This is a genomic window from Lactiplantibacillus sp. 7.2.4 (assembly GCF_018991185.1).
Classification (GTDB): Bacteria; Bacillota; Bacilli; order Lactobacillales; family Lactobacillaceae; genus Lactiplantibacillus; species Lactiplantibacillus pentosus.
Genome location: NZ_JAGYGS010000016.1, coordinates 12,898 through 32,920, shown reverse-complemented (window position 1 = coordinate 32,920; position 20,023 = coordinate 12,898). Strand labels below are relative to the sequence as shown.

Genomic DNA, 20,023 nt, shown 5'->3' with positions numbered 1-20,023 from the left:
GTTAAGCAAAACGCCGACGAATCCGTGTCCAAAGACCAGTGACAACAGCTAATAAACTGGCACCGAGCGCGGTCAACCATGATTGCGACGTTTCATCAGTTTGTGGCAAGGCTGGTGCTGATTTAGTCGTTGGTGAGCTGACCGGGGCAAGGTCTGAATCTGCCTCGGGTTTAGTCGTCGAAACGGCCGTTGGTATCATGGCAATCGTTGCGCCAGCCGTGCTCAAATCTTCGCGTAGACTGGCAGTTACCACGGAACCACTGTGGTCGTGATTAACGAGCCAGTCATTGTTCGTGACTGCAGCATCGGTGGCACTGGCTTCATCAGCATCCGTCTGGTCATTGGTCATATCAACGTCTGATGGAGTCGCATCTGCCAGCGATACGGTGCCGGTAGCGGATTCATCCGTCGTGGTGACAGGTGCTAAACGGCCATTTTTGACGGTTGCTGAAGTTGAACCATCTGCGTTAGCAAGATCATCATCCTGATCGTCGTCAGTAGTTGTGGCATCCGGATCAGTTTGCGATGAATCGTTGCCATTAGTCGTATCATCTGCTGATTCAGCCGAGCCGGTGGCAGTTGCTGAATTTCTAGCTGTGTGAGTCGTGTCGGTCGAACTGCCCGCACCGTTAGTCGTTTCAGTGGTATCAGTTAAACCATCCGTTTCATCAGTCGTATCTGTAGTACTGGTTTTGCCGTCTGTATCAACAGTCGCATCGGTCGTATGATCAGTCGCATCAGATGTTGCCGTCGAGTCAGCACTAGGGTCGACATCGACCGCTTCGTCTTCAGCTTCTGCGACTGATACCAATGGTGCGAGGAAGTCCTGCAGATGTTGTTGGTATTGAAGAATCGCGTTGTTTGCGGCCGCGTGACCACCAACTTGTCCGGGCAAAATCCAGACTTCCTGGTCGGCTGAATGATTAGCCGCGGCTAATTCGAGTGATTGCGTGTAAGGAATGAACGCGTCATCTTCGGTGTGAATCAACAGCAGGGGAATCGTCACTTTGCTGGCAGCATCGACGGCGGATAAGTCGTCAACACTGAAGCCCTGAGTTTTAATCAAACGAGCATTAATGGCAGCCACAATTTTGTCATACGATAAGAACGGCAAACTAGTAATCGCTGGTAACCCAACTGATTGAAGGGCGTTTGAGACGTAATTGATGGCCTTCGAGTACAGTGACGCCCCTAATTCTGGTAAGGTCGCGTAACCGGCATCAGCGACCACCGCCTTGACCGATTTTGATAACCCCGGAACTGATGCGGCTTCGAGGACGGTATCAGCACCTAATGATTGGCCGTAGAAGACGACTTCACTGTTGGCGCCGTTGCGTTCGTCGACCATCTTGACCCAGTTCAACCAGTCATACTTATCCTGGTATCCAAAGGTCAAATCATCGCCGTCACTCAGGAATTGACCACGTTGGCTTGGCATTAGGATGTTATAACCCATGTCATACCAGATTTTAGAGACGTAGCCGATCCAGTCGAGATGTTCAGTCCAACCCTGACCAATAATAACGGTTTTGGTGGCATCGCCGTTTTGAATGTAGTAGGCCCGAACGTTTTGAGTCGGGTCGTTATATTCTGGCAATGTCCAAGTTTCTTTGGTGACGTTGTTCCACCACGTGACTGCGGCGGGGTAGTATTCTTCTGCCGCCGCCCGGTCAGTTGCGTAAGCCACGGGGTCGAGGCCTTCCCAAGTATTGGAAATGTCGTAGCGATGTTCATTCATTTCAGTACGTAAATTCGACAGCGCTTCTGAGCCGCTTCCAGTGAAAACGATCGGGTAGATCAAGTTACCGACGATCGTGCTGGCAATCGTGGTTGGTAGTTCTTTGAGTTGGTCGACGATCGTGTTGAGCTTGGCCTTTGCCGCTGCTTGGTTAGTTAAATCTTTGATTTCATTGACGATTGCGACGATATCACTGGCGTCTAACGTGACGGTCGTGGTTTCGTCCTTATTTGAAGTCGTGACCTTTTTCCAAGTGACACTATAAGGACCAGTTTGCTCAATCGTGATCGTGCTCTTTTGATTGCCGGTTTGGTCATTGGTTTCATAAATCAAACCGTGGCCACTGTCAGTCGTTGTTAAACTAGTACTGGCAGTCGTCGCTGCAGTAGTGTCGGTTGCAGTGTCTTCGGCGGTCGCATCACTGTCAGTCGTAGCGTCTTCGCCTGTCGTGGTAGTACTAGTCGTAGCATCTTCGCCAGTCAGAGTAGTTGCAGCTGTCGTCGTACCGGTCGACGCATCGTCAGTTGTCGCATCATCAGTTGCACTTGACGTCGTGTTTGCTGCGGCATCCGTTGAAGCAGTCGTCGTATCAGCTTGATTGGCCATAGTGGTGGTTGTATCCACTGATGACGTTTCAGTTGAATTTAGCGCAGCACTAGTCTTGTCGCTAACGGCATCAGTTGTCGTTGTAGACTTCGTTGAATCCGCCGTGGCAGTGGCGTCAGTGCTGGTTTGATCTGTAACAGTATTATTAGTTGAGCCGCTGGTTACCGCAGTATCAGTCGCGCTAGTGTTATTAGCCGCGTCTGCATCAGCGTCAGTCGTCGTTGTGGCGAGACTGGTCCGGCTGGTGGCGGCTGCTGTTGTAGCAGTCGTGTCATCGCTGGTATTGGTCTCAGAACTAGCAGTGACCGGCGTACTGTTCGTATCAGTTACCGAACTCGAATCAGCCGCAGTTGCCCCGGCAGCCTGACTGAGTTGGTCACTAGTGGTGGCATTGGGTGCGGAAGCCGTGGTGGTGGCACTCACGGGTGTCGTCGTGTCGGCAAGCGCATTGGTGGTCAGCATCAGCGTACTACCAAGCCCCGCGATGGTAATGCCGGCATAGACCCAATGCTTGCCATCTTTGAACATTTTATAATGATCAATGGTGGCCGATGGTTGTGAATTCCTTTTCATATTATTTACTCCTCGTAACGTTTTAGTCTGTTGCACATAAAAAAATATAGCACGTCAGCGCGCGATTGTTCCCGTTTCCACGGTTTAAGTTGTGGAAACAGGGACTTTTTTAATAACGGCATCACTTGTTTATAGTGTGAAGTATACAGCTATATTGGTTAAAGTTGTCAAAAGCTTTGTAATGCCAATGGCCAAACTAAAGTCGCGCAAAACCGTGAATTATCACGTGATTAGCAACAGACAATGTCAACTAACTAACTAGTATTTGTACTAATAGTGGCCTTGAAAATTAGCGACTTTGACTATTTTGGGAATAAAAGTTGAGATTGATTGAAATTTCACTTATCACTTGCTATTATTAAAGGTGAATAAGGTGTTTCCGCTTTCGTAGGGAATAAATTTATAAAGGGGGGACCATTATGAATCTCGGATTAAGTATCTTATCCTTGGCGCGCTTTCAATTTGCGATGACCACGGTGTTTCATTTCTTCTTCGTGCCATTATCAATCGGCTTAGCCTTGATTGTTGCAATTATGGAAACGGTATATGTTGTCAAAAAAGACATCATGTACAAACACATGGCACAATTTTGGGGCCGAATTTTCTTACTTAGCTTTGCCGTTGGTGTCGTAACAGGGATTATACAAGAATTCCAATTTGGGATGAACTGGTCTGATTATTCACGTTTCATGGGTGACATTTTTGGTGCACCACTTGCGATTGAAGCGTTGGTGGCATTCTTTATGGAATCCACATTTATTGGTTTATGGATGTTTGGTTGGGACCGTTTCAATGCCAAAATCCACTGTGCGTTTATCTGGTTAACGTCGATTGGGACGATGATTTCCGCAATGTGGATATTAGCGGCGAATAGTTTCATGCAAAATCCGGTTGGCTTTATGATCAACACGAAGACTGGTCGGGCACAAATGACGAGCTTTGCCGCCGTCGTTAAGAACGAACAGTTATGGTATGAATTACCACACGTGTTGTTTGGCGCCTTTGTCACCGGTTCATTTGTGGTTGCAGGTATGGCGGCCTTCGCTTTGTTGAAGAAGAAGAATGTGACCTTCTTCCGCAAGTCGATTAAGGTCAGCTTGATCGTTGGTTTGGTTGCTTCTATCGGTGTGGTCGGCATGGGTGATTTACAAACACGCTACATTATTAAGGAACAACCGATGAAGTTTGCCGCAACTGAAGGGTTGTACAAGGACTCCGGTTCACCAGCTTCTTGGGCGGTGATCGAAGGTATGGATACCAAGAATCACAAGGCCAAATGGTCGGTTGAAATTCCATACGTCCTCGATATCCTCAGCTACCACAAGTTATCTGGTAACGTTAAGGGTCAAAATACGATCAACAAAGAGTTACACGCGAAGTATGATAAGAAGTTTGGTAAGGACATGAATTACTACGTGCCAACCAAGACCTTGTTCTGGAGCTTCCGGGTCATGACGGTCTCCGGTGGATTGTTCGCGCTGATTGCGATCATCGGGTTGTTCTTCGTTCGTGCGAAATCGACGTTGATCGAACGGCAACGCTGGTTCCTCTGGGTACTCGGTATTTGTACGTTCTTACCATTTGCCGCTAACACGGCTGGTTGGTTGATTACTGAACTTGGCCGTTATCCATGGGTCGTTTATGGCTTACTCACGATTGCCGATGCGGTATCGCCAAATGTCAGTGTTGCTTCGTTGTTGATTTCTAACATCGTCTACTTCTGCCTCTTCAGTGGTCTCGGAATTGTCATGATCGTCTTGTCACGGCGGGCCTTACATCAAGGACCAGATGATTTACTACAAGCTGCTGATGACGCATCATACGATCCTTATGGTAAGGAGGCGTTCAGTCATGAGTAACTTACAATTCTTATGGTTTATACTTGTCGGCGTGCTATTCAGTGGCTTCTTCTTCCTGGAAGGCTTTGACTTCGGGGTTGGGATGACCATCAAGAGCTTGGCACAGACCCGTGATGAACGGGACGTGGTGATTCACACGATTGGCCCACACTGGGATGCCAATGAAGTTTGGTTGATTACCGCTGGTGGGGCAATGTTCGCCTCGTTTCCAATGTGGTATGCTTCCTTATTCTCCGGCTTCTATCTGATTCTCTTGTTGATTTTAGTTGCCTTGATCATGCGGGGTGTCTCATTTGAATTCCGTAGCCGGATGGAAACTGAATCTGGTCGCAACTTCTGGGAATGGGCAGCCGCACTAGGTAGTTTCTTCGCTGCCTTCCTATTTGGGATGATGTTCACCGCGCTGGTCAAAGGGATGCCAATCAACGCCAATGGTGATATGACGGCGCACTTTACGGATTACGTCAACTTGTTCTCAATCGTCGGTGGGGTCGCAGTGACCTTGCTCTGCTACTTGCACGGTTTGAACTTCATTCGCCTGAAGACGACCGGGACGTTGCGTGAACGAGCATTGCAATGGGCCAAACCACTATACTGGGTGCTCTTTGCAGGTGAAGTGGTCTTTGCGATTCTACTCTTCTTCAATACAGATTTCTTCACGAAGAAGCCAATCTCAACAACGATTCTAGTGGTCGCATTGGTCTTATTGACCGTCTTAGCAACCTGGGGCGTTTATGGTAATCACGAATGGCTATCCTTCATTAGCAGTGGCTTATCACTGATTGACGTGGTCGTCTTACTGTTCAATGGCTTATTCCCACGGGTGATGGTCGCCAATAACTCGGCTTACAGCATTCTGATCAAAGACGCGTCGAACTCACCATACACGTTACATCTGATGACGGTGATTTCCTTAACGGTCTTACCGATCATGTTGATTTACTTTATTTGGAGTTACTGGGTATTTTACAAACGCTTGGCATCATAATTTAATTTGATGACAACAGTATCACGGGGTGCGGTGGTACAATGAATTTAACAGCACCAACGGGGTCGCGACCCTGGCCTAGTGCCAGGGGGCGGCCCCGTTCATTTTAAGCGGGGAGGGATCGGATGTGTTTGATCCAGCGTTATTTAAACTACCGGGAATGCGCCGAGCAGCGGGTATTTTAGGCCTGCTGGCGGTCATCGAAGGCATTTGTATTGTATTTCAGGCCTACTATTTGTCGGTCGCCATCGTTGGACTGTGGCACTTGCATGCCTTGTCCACGATTCTGCGGCCAATGCTGATATTTGCCTTGGCGTGGGTCGGTCGTCAGCTACTGGTCGTTATCAAAAATCGGGTGATGTACCCCTTGGTTGAGCGGACGAGTGGCGATATGCGTCGGCAAGTCATGCAAAAACTGTATCAATTAGGACCGGGCTACGTCGCTAAGACTGGGACCGGGAACGTGGTCACGACCGCCTTGGAAGGTATCGATAAGGTTCAAACGTACTTAATGTTAGTCGTCATCAAAGTGATCGACATGATGGTGATTCCGTGGATTATTTTAATTTATATTGCGGTATTGCGGTGGCGCGAAGCCCTCTTTCTATTTGCTATTTTTCCACTGATTATCCTCTTCATGATTATTTTGGGTTACGCCGCCCAAGCCAAGGCTGACGCGCAATACGTCGGTTACCAGCGGATGTCCAATCACTTTGTGGATACGCTACGGGGCCTACCAACGCTCAAACAATTAGGACTGTCGAAACGCTATGCGGATAACGTCTATCAAGTCAGTGAAGGCTACCGTAAGCAGACGTTAGCGGTCATCAAGATTGCGATGCTCTCGACGTTTGCACTCGACTTCTTCACGACGTTATCCATTGCGGTCGTTGCCGTCTTCCTAGGGTTCGGCCTGATTAACGGGACGATTAGCCTGTTGCCAGCACTCGTAATTTTGGTGTTGTCACCAGATTACTTCCTACCACTCCGGACGTTTGCGAATGACTATCACGCGACTCTGAATGGGAAAAACGCGTTTGCGGATGTGCAAAAGATGTTAGCGCTGCCGATTCCGACTGATCGTGAACAACTCGGAACGACGCCGATTCATTGGCAGGCAGATAGTACGTTAAGCTTACACGACGTCGATTTTAGCTATGACAATGATGATAAACTAGCGTTGAAGAAGATTGACCTCGAGGTGCACGGCTATCAACGGATTGGAATTATTGGTGCCTCGGGTTCAGGTAAATCGACCCTGATTAACTTGCTCGGTGGTTTCTTGACGCCAGTTGCGGACCAGGGTGAGCTTCAGGTCAATGGTCAAACCGTAACTCACCTGAGTCAACAGGCCTGGCAACAGAGCTTTTTCTACATTCCACAAAATCCCTATTTGTTCCATGCAACCTTAGCTGAGAATCTGGCCTTTTATCAGCCGCATGCGTCGCGTGAAGCGATTGAACAAGCGGCCGAAAAAGCCGGTTTAACGGCTTGGATCGCCACGTTGCCAGACGGACTCGACACCCAGATTGGTGAAGGATCGCGGGGTGTCAGTGGTGGACAAGCCCAACGAATCGCGCTCGCACGGGCCTTTCTGGATGATTCACGGCGAGTCTTACTATTTGATGAACCGACTGCCCATCTGGATATTGAGACGGAAGCGGCCTTGAAGGACACGATTTTGCCCGTATTAGATGACCATCTCGTCTTCTTTGCGACCCACCGGCTACACTGGATCAATCAGATGGATTACGTGTTAGTGATGGACCATGGCCAAATCGTCGAACAAGGCACGCCAGCAGAATTGGCGGCACATGACGGCGCTTATGTCCGCTTGCGTGATGAAATGGTAGGTGCGATCTAATGAAAGATTTTTTAGCAACATTTAAACACGATACGTGGGTCATGCCATACCTGCGTAAGTACAAAAAATTACTCGCGTTGACGCTGTTTCTAGGCTTGATGACCTTCTTTTGCGGCTCAGCGCTGATGTTTAACTCCGGTTATTTAATCAGTAAGGCGGCGCGGCATCCGTATAATATCCTAATGATTTACGTGCCAATCGTGCTCACGCGGGCGTTTGGGATCGGCCGTCCTGCCTTTCGCTACGCAGAACGGATCACGAGTCATAACTGGGTCTTGCGGATCGTGTCAGACTTTCGTAAGAAGTTATACCAAGCGGTCGCCAAGCACGCGGTCGCCATTCGGCAAAACTTCCAAACGGGGGATGTCCTGAGTATTTTGGCAGATGACATCGACCACATTGAGAATTTATATCTGCGGACGGTCTTTCCGACGGTGATCGCGTGGTTCATGACGCTGATTATTGTGATTGCGCTCGGCTATTTCAGCTGGTGGTTCGGATTACTGATGCTACTGATGTTAGGACTCGTTGTAGTTGTGATGCCACTCTGGTCAGTGTTATTAAACGGCGCGCGGGAATCGCAGAGTCGTCAGATTCAACAGGGCTTTTATACTCAACTGACAGATTCGGTCATGGGTCTCGGTGACTGGTTGATTGCGGGCCGGCAAGCCGATTTTTACCAACGGCAAACCAAGCCGATTGCGGCGATTGCTGCCCTTCGTAAAAAGGATCACCGGTTTCAATGGTGGCGTGACTTTTCCATTCAAATTATTTTTGGTGTGATTTGCCTCGCCTTGCTCGTCTGGAGTAGCTTTTACTGGACGACGAATGCCGCAAGTTCTAATTGGATTGCTGCGTTTGTCTTATCCGTTTTCCCATTGGTCGATGCGATGCAGTCGGTGAGTCAAGGGGTCAGCGAATGGCCGACGTATCAACGTTCGATCAAACGGGTCAATGCGCTGGATACCACGCCGGTTGACGAACAGGATCAAACCGTCTTAACGGAGCCGTTCCAAGTCTTACGGGTCGCTGATTTGGACTTCAAATATCCGGGTGGCGGTCGCGCAATTTTTGAACATCTTAACTTGACGTTGAAAGCCGGCGAAAAACTGGCACTATTAGGGCCTTCTGGAACTGGTAAGAGTACCTTACTCAAGCTGATTTTAGGTGATGTGACGCCGGATGCTGGGAGCATTCAACTCAATGATATTCCAATCGCACGCTTGCAAAAAGAACGGGCCGACTTGTTCGGCGTCTTGGACCAACAGCCGTATCTCTTTAACACCACGATCATGAACAACGTGCGGATGGGGAACTTACAAGCAACGGATGAACAGGTGAAAGCCGCGCTTAAAGCGGTTGAACTCGAACCTCTGATCACAAGCTTACCCGACGGCTACGAAACGGTCGTAGAAGAGGGTGGGGCGCGCTTCTCTGGCGGTGAGCGCCAACGGTTGGCATTAGCCCGCATCCTACTTCAAGATGCCCCAATCATTATTTTGGATGAACCTACCGTTAGTTTGGATCCAATTACGGAAGCCCACTTGTTGACGACGGTTTTCCGGGTCCTCAACGACAAGACCATTTTGTGGGTCACGCACCATTTAGCTGGTATCAACCACGTCGACCAAGTCCGGTTCTTGGAAGCTGGTAAGTTCGACATGGCCGGGACGCCGGATGAATTATATGCCACAGCCCCACGGTTCAAACGGCTCTATGATTTGGACCAAGGCCATGATAGCCGAGTGTCGGATAATTAAGTGGCTAGGTTGCAAACAGATATGGTTGAATCGTAAGCTAGCGACCGTTCAACCGGCTAATTTGTATTATTTTTAGCGCCTCAAAGTTAGCCGTTATTGAACTTAAGCAAAAAAACAATCGCGACAAGAATTCATTCTTGTCGCGATTGTTTTTTTGTGACCGGTAGTCATCATTTAAGTTACGTAAAGGTACAAGTCGAAACTAGTTGAAAATCAATCCTAAGCCCATGAATACGATAAAGGAGAGACAAATTAAGGTTGCGTTTTTGATTGAGATTGTGAAAGTTTCCCGTTTGACCTGCTTGTGCATGAAGATGCGGGTGTTTTTCCAAACTGGAATGATACTGATTAAGGTCAAGAGACTGAACTTCGGTAACACGCCCATGATGACCGCAATCACCAGGCAGGCATAGCCCGCAACGTAACTCCAGGCGAAGACTTGAAGCATGACGGGTTTGCCAAGGTAATACAGAATGGTGTGCCGTCCCAGTGCAATATCTTCATCCATATCACAAATGTTATTAGCTAACATAATATTTGAAATCGCGAAGATGGCTAATCCTGAGGCAATCAACACGCCTAACGTTGACGACCAGCTAAGTGGGGCGACGTCGTAAGTATTAATAAAGACGGCAATCCAGAAAATCATGAAGCCCATCGTAAAGCCGGAGAAGAATTCACCGAATGGGCCTTGTGAAATTGGCTTGGGACCGCCAGCATAGAAATAACCAACCGCGTAGGAATAAATCCCCATCCATAGCAGTGGCAGGCCCGTTTGCGTGACGAGCCATAAGCCGATAATCAGCGAGATACCAGCCAATCCAAACGTAATCAGGCGAGCCTGGCCAATTGAAATCTGGTTGACGCCGACCACGTTGGTTTCCTCAAGAAACGCCTGATTATCGTCGTTACGTGGCGCGTGCAGGAAATCTTGGTAGTTATCATTGGCATTAGTTGCCATATGAAAGAGGGACGACGCGATGAAAAATAGCAGTAGATAGCCGAGATGCAGCTGATGATAATTATAAAACGCGTACATACTCCCCAAAACGAACGGTAAAACGCTCGCGATTAAAGATTTTATTTCGACAAATTCAAGAAACACCTTTGGTTTCAATGATTTACACCATCCTTTTGTTTGACAACCTAACCAGTTATTTGTACCTTTAGTATAGATTGTATTTTAGAATGTGACTGGCTGCAAGTGTCGGCGTCTTCACGCCCCGGAGCCATCTCTATAAAAAACGGGGGATTTCATGATGATGCAAACCATTTGGCAACCTAATAGTGCCGTAGCAAATGAACTAAAAGCTTTAAAACCGTACCTGGCAGCAAACGTTAAGATTGATAACGCTGCGATCAATCAGCGCGTCCATCAATTATTAGCGGCGGGTGGGAAATTTTTACGGCCGGGCTTTTTTTATTTGTTCAGTCAATTTGGAACGGAGCATGATTCAGTTCGTTTACAGGCGGGCGCGGCGGCCATGGAGCTATTGCACGTGGCGACCCTGATTCACGATGACGTAATTGATGAATCGCCAGAACGCCGCCATGTCACCACCATTCATCAAGATTATGGGCAACGAAACGCGATTTACGCGGGGGACTTACTGTTTACCTGTTATTTTGATCAAGTCTTGATTGCGGCTAAGTCGGCGGATGATATTCGAATCAACACGGCCGCGATGCGCGCCATTTTGCAGGGGGAGCTCGACCAGATGTCCCATAACTACGACCCCACCACGACTGTAGACGACTACTTGGCAATTGCCAGAGGAAAGACAGCTCGGTTATTTAGCCTCAGTTGTGAACAGGGGGCGCACTTTGCGGCTGCTCCTGAAAACGTTGTCAAACTCGCGCAACAAATTGGCGAACGCTTAGGATTGGCCTATCAAATGCTCGACGATGTCCTCGATTTTGCAGGAGACGAAGCTTTGACCCAAAAACCAGTGCTCAACGACCTCAAAGACGGCGTGTACTCGTTACCGTTGATTTATGCGCTGACCGCTGACCCTAATCTGGCGACGATTTTGCCACAGCCAGGCGATAAAATCAGTAACGAGCACCTGCTAATGATTCGCGACCAGGTGATTGCCCTCGGCGGCGTCACCCAAGCCCAACAACTGGCGACACACTATACCAAAACGGCACTGAATTTAATCGACCAGCTACCCGCTGGCGAGACGCAACAGACCATCCGGCGATTAGTGACGGAACTGTTAGTACGTAATCACTAGGACGGGTTTGGCTATAAATATCAGTCCAATGACGTGTGCTAGTTAGTCTTTAGCATTAAAGATGATTAAATCATGTTATTTTCTAAGTTCAAGTGCTACCAGCTGAGACCCGCTGGAAACAGTGCGAGTTACCGTAAACTTTCTGTTGTAGCCGCGTCCTATGTCGGCTTCCAGGCATTTCTGACAACGCTGGAACGCGATGGACACAGATTTAAGCCGACAAATCACGTCTTAAATACTGGTCTTCCACTAACCAAGCCAAAAACGCTTGCCAAGTGGAATTTCATCGCTGAGCATTGTCAGAAACACCTTCCAGCCTGGATGGTATTCGAAAGGCGGACATGTGCGGGCCCAACCTTTTGTTGAATTAGTCGTTGGTTCCTTGATACATGGTCATTTTGATATTCAACTGTCAGACTAGTTTCTAATGATAGCTAAGCTTCCTAACCCATGTTTTAATTTTTCAAATCAGCAGTTTCACTGGATTTGTCAAAACTTTCCTTAGTCGTTTGAGATAGAAAGGTTTCAAATTATAAACGAAGGTAATTTTATCGACCAAATTCAAGACTAATGTCCGTTGAATCTTGCGGATAAAATTCAAATGATTTTTTCAGTGATTAAGTGTGATAAAGCATTATTGAGGCCAATTAAAAGTTTGCTTGAAGGACCAGTTACTTAATATTCAGTGGTCAGTTGCACCCAAATAGGTGGCCGTTCATCTGCCATTCGAGCGGGTTCCCGACTGTAGGGGCTGGCTGACAATGCTCAAGGGCGAAATTCTTCTTGTCCGGGTGGGGTTCCCGGGCTAGAAGAAGACTCGTATTTGAAATTGCGCAGTGGGTTTCTGCGTGAGTTCAAATCGATGTCCGCCCTGTTCCAGCGTTGTCAGCCGGCCCCGGAAGTCGGAATCGGACGCGCATCGACTGACGAACAGTAATCCGAACTAACTGGCATGATTTAATCATGATCCATGACAAGCAAACCAGCACAATGCGTGTGAATTCAAATTAAAAAACCAGCTCACAAGCACATGATCAGTGAATTCTGACTGTGTCCTTGTGAGCTGGTTTTTAAGCACGAGCAACGTTATTTTTCAAAAGGGTAGCGGAAGTCCCATTGGGTGCGGGCGGCGGTCATGATTGCCATGACGTCGGTCGTTTTCGCCAGACTGGTATTCCGTAATTCGCCGGCGACCATTTTCTGCATGTCAGCGATTTCGTAATTCATTGCGTTGGTACTATCGCCGGCAGTAATCGTCTCCGTGTGGCCTTCATTGTCGGTAAAGGTGGCGGTGTCGGCGCGTGGATAGGTGTCGACGGTGAAATAGCCGTTTTCGTACGCAACGATGCCACGTTTAGGCATCTTGGCCCGAAACGTCAACGCGACCGTTGCCAATTCATCGTTGGCGGTCCGCAACGTGATGGTCGAGGATTCGTCGACACCACTGCTGAAACGGTGCATCGTGGTTCCCGTTAAGTAAGGTGTGGCGGTCAAGAATTCTTCGACAAAAGCGAGGGCGTAGACGCCAATATCAAGCAGCGCACCACCCGCAAGGTCCGGATTGAAGAACCGATTCGTCGGGTCAGGTTCTTTGAAGCTCCCAAAACTAGCCTGGACCATTTTCAGATCACCAAGGTGCCGTTCGGCTGCGAAGTCGTGTAACCGTTCATAGAGCGGCATGTGGTAAAGCGTCATGGCTTCGGCCAAGATGAGGTGGTTGCTGACAGCGACTTCCTTAGCAATTGCGAGTTGGGTGCTCGACATCGTAATCGCTTTTTCACTCAGCACGTGTTTGTCAGCCCGTAATGCCGGCAAAATGGTGTCGATATGGTAGTTGTGTGGCGTTGCCACGTAGACGATGTCGACCTGGTCATCGGCAAGCAGGTCATCTAAATTCCCATAAGCCTTTGGAATGTCATGTTCGGCAGCAAAAGCACTCGCTTTGGCTTGTGAACGTGAGCAGACGGCGTAAATTTCGCCATCGGGTTGATCAAAATATTTAACAAAGCTATGGGCAATGTTACCCAGGCCAACGATGGCCCAACGATAAGTTTTCGACATTGAAAATTTCCTCCTAGGATTAATCGAATGTGAACACTTACATTTTAGCAAAAAAATAAGAAATTCGCGCTTGATAATCATGTAAAATTAAGCCAAAAGTCGGTAAAATGGGTGTAATTAGTCAGAAGGGAGCATTGGGGATGGCGAAAAAGCGACGCCGGCCACGTAAACGAGCGCGTTCACAACTATTCGTGAAAAAGGGCCGTCTTCAATGGCTCAATATTTTAGTCGTGCTTATGGCAATCGTCGGCATGGTCTGGTTCATTCAACACAATTGGACTTCAGCGACCTCGCATTCAACGACCGATACGCTCCCAGCGACGTCACATGCGGCCTTTATCAAGAAGCTCGCGCCCGCAGCGCAACAGCTGGACCAGAAGTATCACGTGCTTGCGAGTATCACGCTGAGTCAAGCGATTCTGGAATCGGATTGGGGCAAGAGCACGAACGCTACGGAAAATAATAACTTGTTTGGCGTCAAATCGGATTCGGGGCGGTTGATGACGACCCAGGAGTATTATGATGGTGCCTATCATACGGTCAAACGGCGCTTTGCGGTCTACGATAGTTGGCACGCCTCACTGGTCGACCATGCCAAAAAATTAGCGTTTGGTACGACTTGGGATTCTCAGCACTACGCCGCGGTCATTAAGGCTACGGATTACAAGGTCGCAGCCAAGGCATTACAGACCGCTGGCTACGCGACCGACCCAAGTTATGCACAAAAATTAATTAATATTATTCAAAAATACGACTTACAACGGTATGATAGAGAGTAAATAAATCAATAAACGCGTTGTCAAAATTCGTGACTAACATTAGTGGCGAACAATGTGTGGCTTGTTGATTTCACTCTAGGAGGTAACTATGCGAGAACTTGAAGAACGCATTTTGAAGGATGGCCGGGTACTTCCCGGTGAAGTGTTGAAGGTGGATGGCTTTTTGAATCACCAAGTCGATCCAGATTTGATGTTTGCGATGGGAACTGAATTTGCCCACCGTTTTCAAGATGCGGGCGTCACCAAGATTTTGACCGTTGAATCATCCGGTATCGCACCAGCTGTTATGGCTGGTTTAGCGATGCACGTGCCCGTCGTGTTTGCACGGAAACACAAATCCGTCACGCTGATCGATGATTTATACACGGCTGAAGTCTATTCATATACGAAGAAGACGTCCAACCATATCTCGATTGCCAAAAAGTTCTTACAGCCCGGTGAAAAAGTCCTCTTGATCGATGACTTCTTAGCGAATGGTCAAGCCGTTCAAGGCATGTTTGAAATTTGTGACCAAGCGCAAGTGACGATTGCCGGCGTGGGGATCGTCATTGAAAAAGTCTTCCAGACGGGTCACCAGATGATCGTCGACCGCGGTGTGCGGCTGGAATCATTGGCTCAGATTACGTCCTTTGACGGGGACCGCGTTCACTTTGCTTCAGAGGACGTGGATGCGTAAGTTTGAACTCAAAAAGTAGGGGGGACTATGATGCAAATTGACGTTGGGATGCTGGTCCTCATTTTTGTCATCAACTTCGTCTACATTACGTTAAACACGGTGCGTTTTTTGCTGGTGATGCGCGGCTATCGGTACTTCGCGGCCTTCGCCAGTGTCATTGAAATCACGATTTATGTCTTAGGGCTGTCACTAGTGCTTGACCGGTTGCATAATCCAATCAATCTGGTCGTTTACGCGCTCGGCTACGGCGTCGGTGTGTACGTCGGGATGGTGATTGAAGACCACTTGGCCCTGGGTTACACGATGATTTCAGTCATTTTGCCGGATCCCAAATCAAGTTTGCCTGGCATCCTGCGGGAAAATGGCTTTGGGGTCACCCAGCACGCGGCGTATGGTCTGGAAGGTGAACGGTTGGCGCTGGAGATTTTAGCCCCACGCAAGAATGAACGGCGCCTCTATGATTTGATCAAGGACGCGGCGCCCAGTGCATTCGTCATCGCTTACGAACCGCGCTATATCTCTGGTGGCTTTTGGCTCAAACGGGTCAAGCGACGCAATGCGCGGCGGAAAAAACAGTGATAAACTTGCAACCAGGTGCACCAGCAAGTATGATTGTTACAGGTTAATCAGCGTTAAGTATGAATCAATAATCAAATTATTATTTTAAGCATAGGAAAGTAGGGACTGAAGTGGACAACTCGATTTTAAACCCAGGTGGTACGCTTGGCATCATCGGAAGTAGTACTAATGGTGTTGGATTAGTAATTGCCGCGCGTAATGCTGGCATCAATGTCGGGGTATACGGCGATAACGAAAATACAGAGACCATGGAACTGGCAGATTTTCGCGTTGTCGGAGCCCTCAATGACCAACAACAGTTACAAAACTTTGCGGAACGTTGCGATATGGTGACTTATGAATCAGAAACCATTGACGCGTCCGTCATTAATTTCTTGGCGGCCCATACCCGGGTTCCTCAGGGTGCGGATGCGCTTGAAATCACGCAGGATCGCTCTTTGGAACGGGCGTTCTTTAGTCAACTTAACTTGAACGTGGCGCCGTCCGCCACCATCGTCAGCCTGGACGATGTCTATCAATCGATCGGTTCGATTGGCTACCCAAGTATTTTGAAGCCGATTCAAAAGGGACTCGGTCAGAATCGCCAGCTGGTCATCAAGACGCAGACGGATATCGTTAAGGCCGCCGACTTGCTAGACTGGGGGACTTACCTGTTAGAATCCTTGATTCCCTATGATAAGGAACTCTCAGTCTTTGGCGCTAAGAGCGGTGACACGACCGCCTTTTTCCCAACGGTCGAGAATCGTTATCAAAATCATGAATTAGTCGCTTCAATCGTGCCGGCTCAGATCGATTCAGCCGTTAACGATGAAATGTTGCGGATTACTAAAGAAATCAGTGACAACTTGAACTACACTGGTGTCTTTGAAGTGGCTTTCTTCTTGACGAAGAGCGGCAATTTATATGTCAAACGGATCGTCCCAGCGATGCACCAAGCGGGCTACGTTTTCGAACGGGCCACGAACATCAGTATGGCCGAACAACACTTACGGGCGATTGCTGGCTTACCATTGATGCCGGTCAAGCAACTAATGCCGGTGGTCGCAGCGTACTTCACGCCGGCCCAAGAAAGTGGCATTCGGACACAGTGGCAGATCAAGACTAACTGGTTCTTCAATTTCTATCACCGGACACTGCTACAAGCGCACCGCGCACCAGTTGCTGGTCACGTGCTCGTTGAAGCACCGAGTGTCAAAGAAGCTCTCGAACAGATCGAGGACACCAGTATCTGGCGCTTCGGTCAATCCGCGCCAGCTGAGACTGAAACTGATACCGAAGACGATGCTTAATTGCAGTCATCAATAATCAATAATTTCAAACTAGTTGTCGACAGTGCCGGCTAACTAGATCATACATAGTCGTTTCAAGATGCAATCTTCTTGGGGCGGCTATTTTTGTGACGCATTCAGGTCAAGACCGCCAGCTGAGGACTGCTGGGAAATAGGGTGAGTCAGCGTAAGCCTGCAGTGTTTGACGCGTCCCAGTCTGGCCTCCAGCAATTCTGGGCAATGGCCGGGATGATATTCGAAAGGCAGACATGTGCGGACCCAACTTTAAGACTGATTTTTGATAATTTCTCAGCTATCTCACTCATGGTTGAATGCTATGAATCATTAGTTGCACTGAACATCACCAGAGTTTTCCCTAGTTAATTGGTACTCTGAAGTCTTGGATTGAATTCAATTGATCCTAATTAGGTGGTCGTTCATCTGCCATTCAATTGTCAGCCGGCCCCGGAAGTCGGACCAGGACGCCACTACCACTGTAGGTCTACGCCAACTTGCCTTACTTTCCAGCGGGCCATAGCTGGCGGTTTTGACTTTCGCATCTACTACAGTCAAAAACAATTCAATTTGAAAGTTAATAAAAGCTTATGTAAGCACGAGGATGGGGTAAAATTAGGGTGTGTCGGTTGCCAGGGTCGTGGGTGGTATTTTTGTCCGCGATGACGGCTTTAAAGTTCAGCAATCATGCCCAAAATTTGCTATAATGTTTGGTGACTGATTTTTAGAAAGGGTGGCGAACAGCGTGTCGAAAGAAAGCCTATTGGCAGGAATGAATGACAAGCAACAGGAAGCCGTATTAGACACAGAAGGACCGCTACTAATTATGGCCGGTGCTGGCTCGGGGAAGACGCGAGTACTGACACACCGGGTAGCTTATTTAATTGAAGAACGAGGGGCCAACCCTTGGAACGTCTTAGCGATTACTTTTACCAACAAGGCCGCACGTGAAATGCGTGAACGGGTCGGAAAGTTGCTAGGGGAATCGGCACAGGAAGTCTGGGTCTCAACGTTCCATGCATTGTGTGTCCGGATTTTACGTCGGGATATCGAGCAGATTGGCTACAACCGGGCGTTTACGATTGCGGGGACTAGTGAACAACGGACACTGGTCAAACGGATTTTGACGGAACAAAATATTGATTCTAAGAAGTTTGACCCGCGCTCGATTTTGTCCGCGATTTCGAATGCCAAAAACGATTTGCAGACGCCTGAAATGTATAAGGAATCCGCTGCAAGTCCTTTTGAAAGTGTTGTTGCGGATGTTTATTTACAATATCAACGCGAACTGGCTGCGGACCAAGCAGTCGATTTTGATGACTTGATCATGCTGACGATTCGGTTATTTAAACAAAATCCGGAAACGTTGGCTTGGTACCAAAATAAATTCCATTATATTCACGTGGATGAATATCAAGATACGAACAACGCCCAGTACACATTGGTCAACTTGTTAGCAGACAAGTATAAGAATCTCTGTGTCGTTGGGGATGCCGACCAATCCATCTATGGTTGGCGGGGTGCCAACATGGAAAATATCCTGGATTTTGAAAAGGATTATCCACAAGCCGACACCGTGATGTTGGAACAAAACTACCGGTCAACGAAGACGATTTTGTCGGCTGCTAACGCGGTCATCAATAACAATTCAACGCGTCGGCCGAAGAAGTTATGGACGGAAAATGAATCGGGCGACAAGATTTCTTACTATCGTGGTCAAAGCGAAAGTGACGAAACGCATTTTGTGATTGCCAAGATTCAGGAGAGCATGCAAGCCGACAATCTTAATTACGGTGATTTTGCCATTCTGTATCGAACCAACGCACAGTCCCGGGTCATGGAAGAATCGTTGGTCAAGGCCAACATTCCTTACACGATGGTTGGGGGTAACAAGTTCTACGACCGCAAAGAAATTCGCGATGTTTTGTCCTATTTGACACTCGTCGTCAATGATCAGGATTCAATGAATTTTGAACGGGTCGTTAATGAACCCAAACGTGGTATCGGGCAGACTAGTGTTGAAAAGCTTCGGTTGTTTGCGGATGAAGCGGGCTATTCAATGCTCGAAGCCGCTAGCAACGTTGATATGGCCAACGGTATTTCAGCGCGTGCCAAAGGGGCATTAGCTAAGTTTGCGGCAACGATGAATGAATTACGCGCGATGCGTGAATACTTGTCAGTTACTGATTTGACGCAAGAAATCCTGAACCGGACTGGTTATATGAAGGCCTTGAAGGATGCCAAAGCAACCAAATCACTAGAAGCTCAGGCACGGATCGAAAACATCGAAGAATTCTTATCCGTTACCAAACAATTTGATGACAGTTATCAACCTGAAGATGAAGACAGCGACAAGTTTGTTGATTTCTTAGCTGACTTAGCCTTAGTCTCGGATGTCGATAACGTGGAAGAAGAACCGCAAGCTGTGACGTTAATGACGCTGCATGCGGCTAAGGGGCTGGAATTCCCAGTCGTCTTCCTGATTGGTTTGGAAGAGGGCATCTTCCCATTGTCCCGTGCGATGATGGATGAAGATGAATTGGAAGAAGAACGGCGCTTAGCCTACGTTGGGATTACCCGGGCTGAAAAGAAGCTGTATTTGACCAATGCCTACTCACGGATGTTGTATGGTCGGCGGCAAAACAACCCGGCATCACGGTTCGTGGAAGAAATTGAACCGGACTTAATTAAAAATGAAAATACGTTGGATGGCGCCAGCAGCACTGGGCCAAAAGTACCGTTTGGTAACGATCGTGAACGGCGGGCCTTTACACCATCCTACAAGAAGAACCCAGTCGGAACGCGTGCCACGGTCAAAAAGGCCGCTGGAACGGGTGCTGACAAGAATAGTTGGTCAATCGGTGATAAAGTCAAGCATCGCAAGTGGGGCACTGGAACGGTTGTGAAGGTGACTGGCGCTGGCGAGGATGCTGAATTAGACATTGCCTTCAAATCTGAAGGAATCAAACGTTTATTAGCGGCGTTTGCACCGATTCAAAAAGTACAAGATTAGTTAGGAG

13 protein-coding genes are annotated in these 20,023 nt (G+C 48.1%); 10 read left to right on the top strand and 3 right to left on the bottom strand.

Going from position 1 to position 20,023, the window contains the following annotated elements; genetic code table 11:
- Position 1: 1 nt before the first annotated feature.
- Positions 2-2,917, bottom strand: a complete 2,916-nt coding sequence (locus KGF70_RS07305) for an alpha/beta hydrolase (RefSeq protein WP_216768551.1) — start codon at positions 2,915-2,917, stop codon at positions 2-4.
- 419 nt (positions 2,918-3,336) lie between these two features.
- Here KGF70_RS07305 and KGF70_RS07300 point away from each other — a divergent pair, with 419 nt between their 5' ends.
- From KGF70_RS07300 to cydC, 4 genes are all read left to right on the top strand, one after another.
- Entirely contained in the window at positions 3,337-4,776 is a 1,440-nt protein-coding gene (locus tag KGF70_RS07300; protein WP_050338927.1) for a cytochrome ubiquinol oxidase subunit I, read from the top strand.
- Positions 4,769-5,764, top strand: a complete 996-nt coding sequence (gene cydB / locus KGF70_RS07295) for a cytochrome d ubiquinol oxidase subunit II (protein ID WP_050338926.1) — start codon at positions 4,769-4,771, stop codon at positions 5,762-5,764. The genes KGF70_RS07300 and cydB overlap by 8 nt, the downstream gene beginning before the upstream one ends.
- 127 nt (positions 5,765-5,891) lie before the next feature.
- The gene (gene cydD, locus KGF70_RS07290; protein WP_159256947.1) at positions 5,892-7,628 is read left to right on the top strand and encodes a thiol reductant ABC exporter subunit CydD; all 1,737 of its coding nucleotides are present in this window, start codon (positions 5,892-5,894) and stop codon (positions 7,626-7,628) included.
- Positions 7,628-9,388, top strand: a complete 1,761-nt coding sequence (cydC, locus tag KGF70_RS07285) for a thiol reductant ABC exporter subunit CydC (RefSeq protein ID WP_216768552.1) — start codon at positions 7,628-7,630, stop codon at positions 9,386-9,388. Before cydD ends, cydC begins: the two co-directional genes overlap by 1 nt.
- A 202-nt stretch (positions 9,389-9,590) precedes the next feature.
- Here cydC and KGF70_RS07280 read toward each other — a convergent pair whose 3' ends face one another.
- Positions 9,591-10,505, bottom strand: coding sequence for a prenyltransferase (locus tag KGF70_RS07280; protein WP_050338923.1), 915 nt, complete (start codon positions 10,503-10,505; stop codon positions 9,591-9,593).
- Positions 10,506-10,647: 142 nt separating this feature from the next.
- Between KGF70_RS07280 and KGF70_RS07275 the strand changes: the two genes are divergently transcribed.
- A complete protein-coding gene (locus KGF70_RS07275; RefSeq protein ID WP_050338922.1) occupies positions 10,648-11,625 on the top strand; it encodes a polyprenyl synthetase family protein in 978 nt (325 codons plus the stop codon).
- Positions 11,626-12,711: 1,086 nt separating this feature from the next.
- Here KGF70_RS07275 and KGF70_RS07270 read toward each other — a convergent pair.
- A complete protein-coding gene (locus tag KGF70_RS07270; RefSeq protein ID WP_216768553.1) occupies positions 12,712-13,686 on the bottom strand; it encodes a Gfo/Idh/MocA family protein in 975 nt (324 codons plus the stop codon).
- Between the two features lie 140 nt (positions 13,687-13,826).
- On the opposite strand from KGF70_RS07270, the gene KGF70_RS07265 reads away from it, so the two are divergent.
- The 5 genes from KGF70_RS07265 (at position 13,827) to pcrA (ending at position 20,016) form a co-directional block, all read left to right on the top strand.
- Positions 13,827-14,465, top strand: coding sequence for a glycoside hydrolase family 73 protein (locus KGF70_RS07265; protein WP_101873852.1), 639 nt, complete (start codon positions 13,827-13,829; stop codon positions 14,463-14,465).
- Between the two features lie 88 nt (positions 14,466-14,553).
- Positions 14,554-15,141, top strand: coding sequence for a xanthine phosphoribosyltransferase (locus KGF70_RS07260; RefSeq protein WP_050338918.1), 588 nt, complete (start codon positions 14,554-14,556; stop codon positions 15,139-15,141).
- Between the two features lie 30 nt (positions 15,142-15,171).
- Positions 15,172-15,720 carry a DUF2179 domain-containing protein gene (locus KGF70_RS07255; protein ID WP_003638149.1) on the top strand — a complete coding sequence of 183 codons (549 nt, stop codon included), beginning with the start codon at positions 15,172-15,174 and terminating at the stop codon, positions 15,718-15,720.
- 110 nt (positions 15,721-15,830) lie between these two features.
- Positions 15,831-17,009, top strand: coding sequence for an ATP-grasp domain-containing protein (locus KGF70_RS07250; protein ID WP_216769221.1), 1,179 nt, complete (start codon positions 15,831-15,833; stop codon positions 17,007-17,009).
- Between the two features lie 739 nt (positions 17,010-17,748).
- The gene (gene pcrA / locus KGF70_RS07245; RefSeq protein WP_216769219.1) at positions 17,749-20,016 is read left to right on the top strand and encodes a DNA helicase PcrA; all 2,268 of its coding nucleotides are present in this window, start codon (positions 17,749-17,751) and stop codon (positions 20,014-20,016) included.
- The last annotated feature ends 7 nt before the right edge of the window (positions 20,017-20,023 follow it).

Bases quoted from the DNA above. Each gene is read 5' to 3' on its own strand.
- cydC (WP_216768552.1), top strand. From the start codon at position 7,628: ATGAAAGATTTTTTAGCAACATTTAAACACGATACGTGGGTCATGCCA.
- KGF70_RS07270 (WP_216768553.1), bottom strand. From the start codon at position 13,686: ATGTCGAAAACTTATCGTTGGGCCATCGTTGGCCTGGGTAACATTGCC.
- KGF70_RS07275 (WP_050338922.1), top strand. From the start codon at position 10,648: ATGATGCAAACCATTTGGCAACCTAATAGTGCCGTAGCAAATGAACTA.
- KGF70_RS07305 (WP_216768551.1), bottom strand. From the start codon at position 2,917: ATGAAAAGGAATTCACAACCATCGGCCACCATTGATCATTATAAAATG.
- KGF70_RS07260 (WP_050338918.1), top strand. From the start codon at position 14,554: ATGCGAGAACTTGAAGAACGCATTTTGAAGGATGGCCGGGTACTTCCC.
- KGF70_RS07300 (WP_050338927.1), top strand. From the start codon at position 3,337: ATGAATCTCGGATTAAGTATCTTATCCTTGGCGCGCTTTCAATTTGCG.
- KGF70_RS07255 (WP_003638149.1), top strand. From the start codon at position 15,172: ATGCAAATTGACGTTGGGATGCTGGTCCTCATTTTTGTCATCAACTTC.
- KGF70_RS07265 (WP_101873852.1), top strand. From the start codon at position 13,827: ATGGCGAAAAAGCGACGCCGGCCACGTAAACGAGCGCGTTCACAACTA.
- cydB (WP_050338926.1), top strand. From the start codon at position 4,769: ATGAGTAACTTACAATTCTTATGGTTTATACTTGTCGGCGTGCTATTC.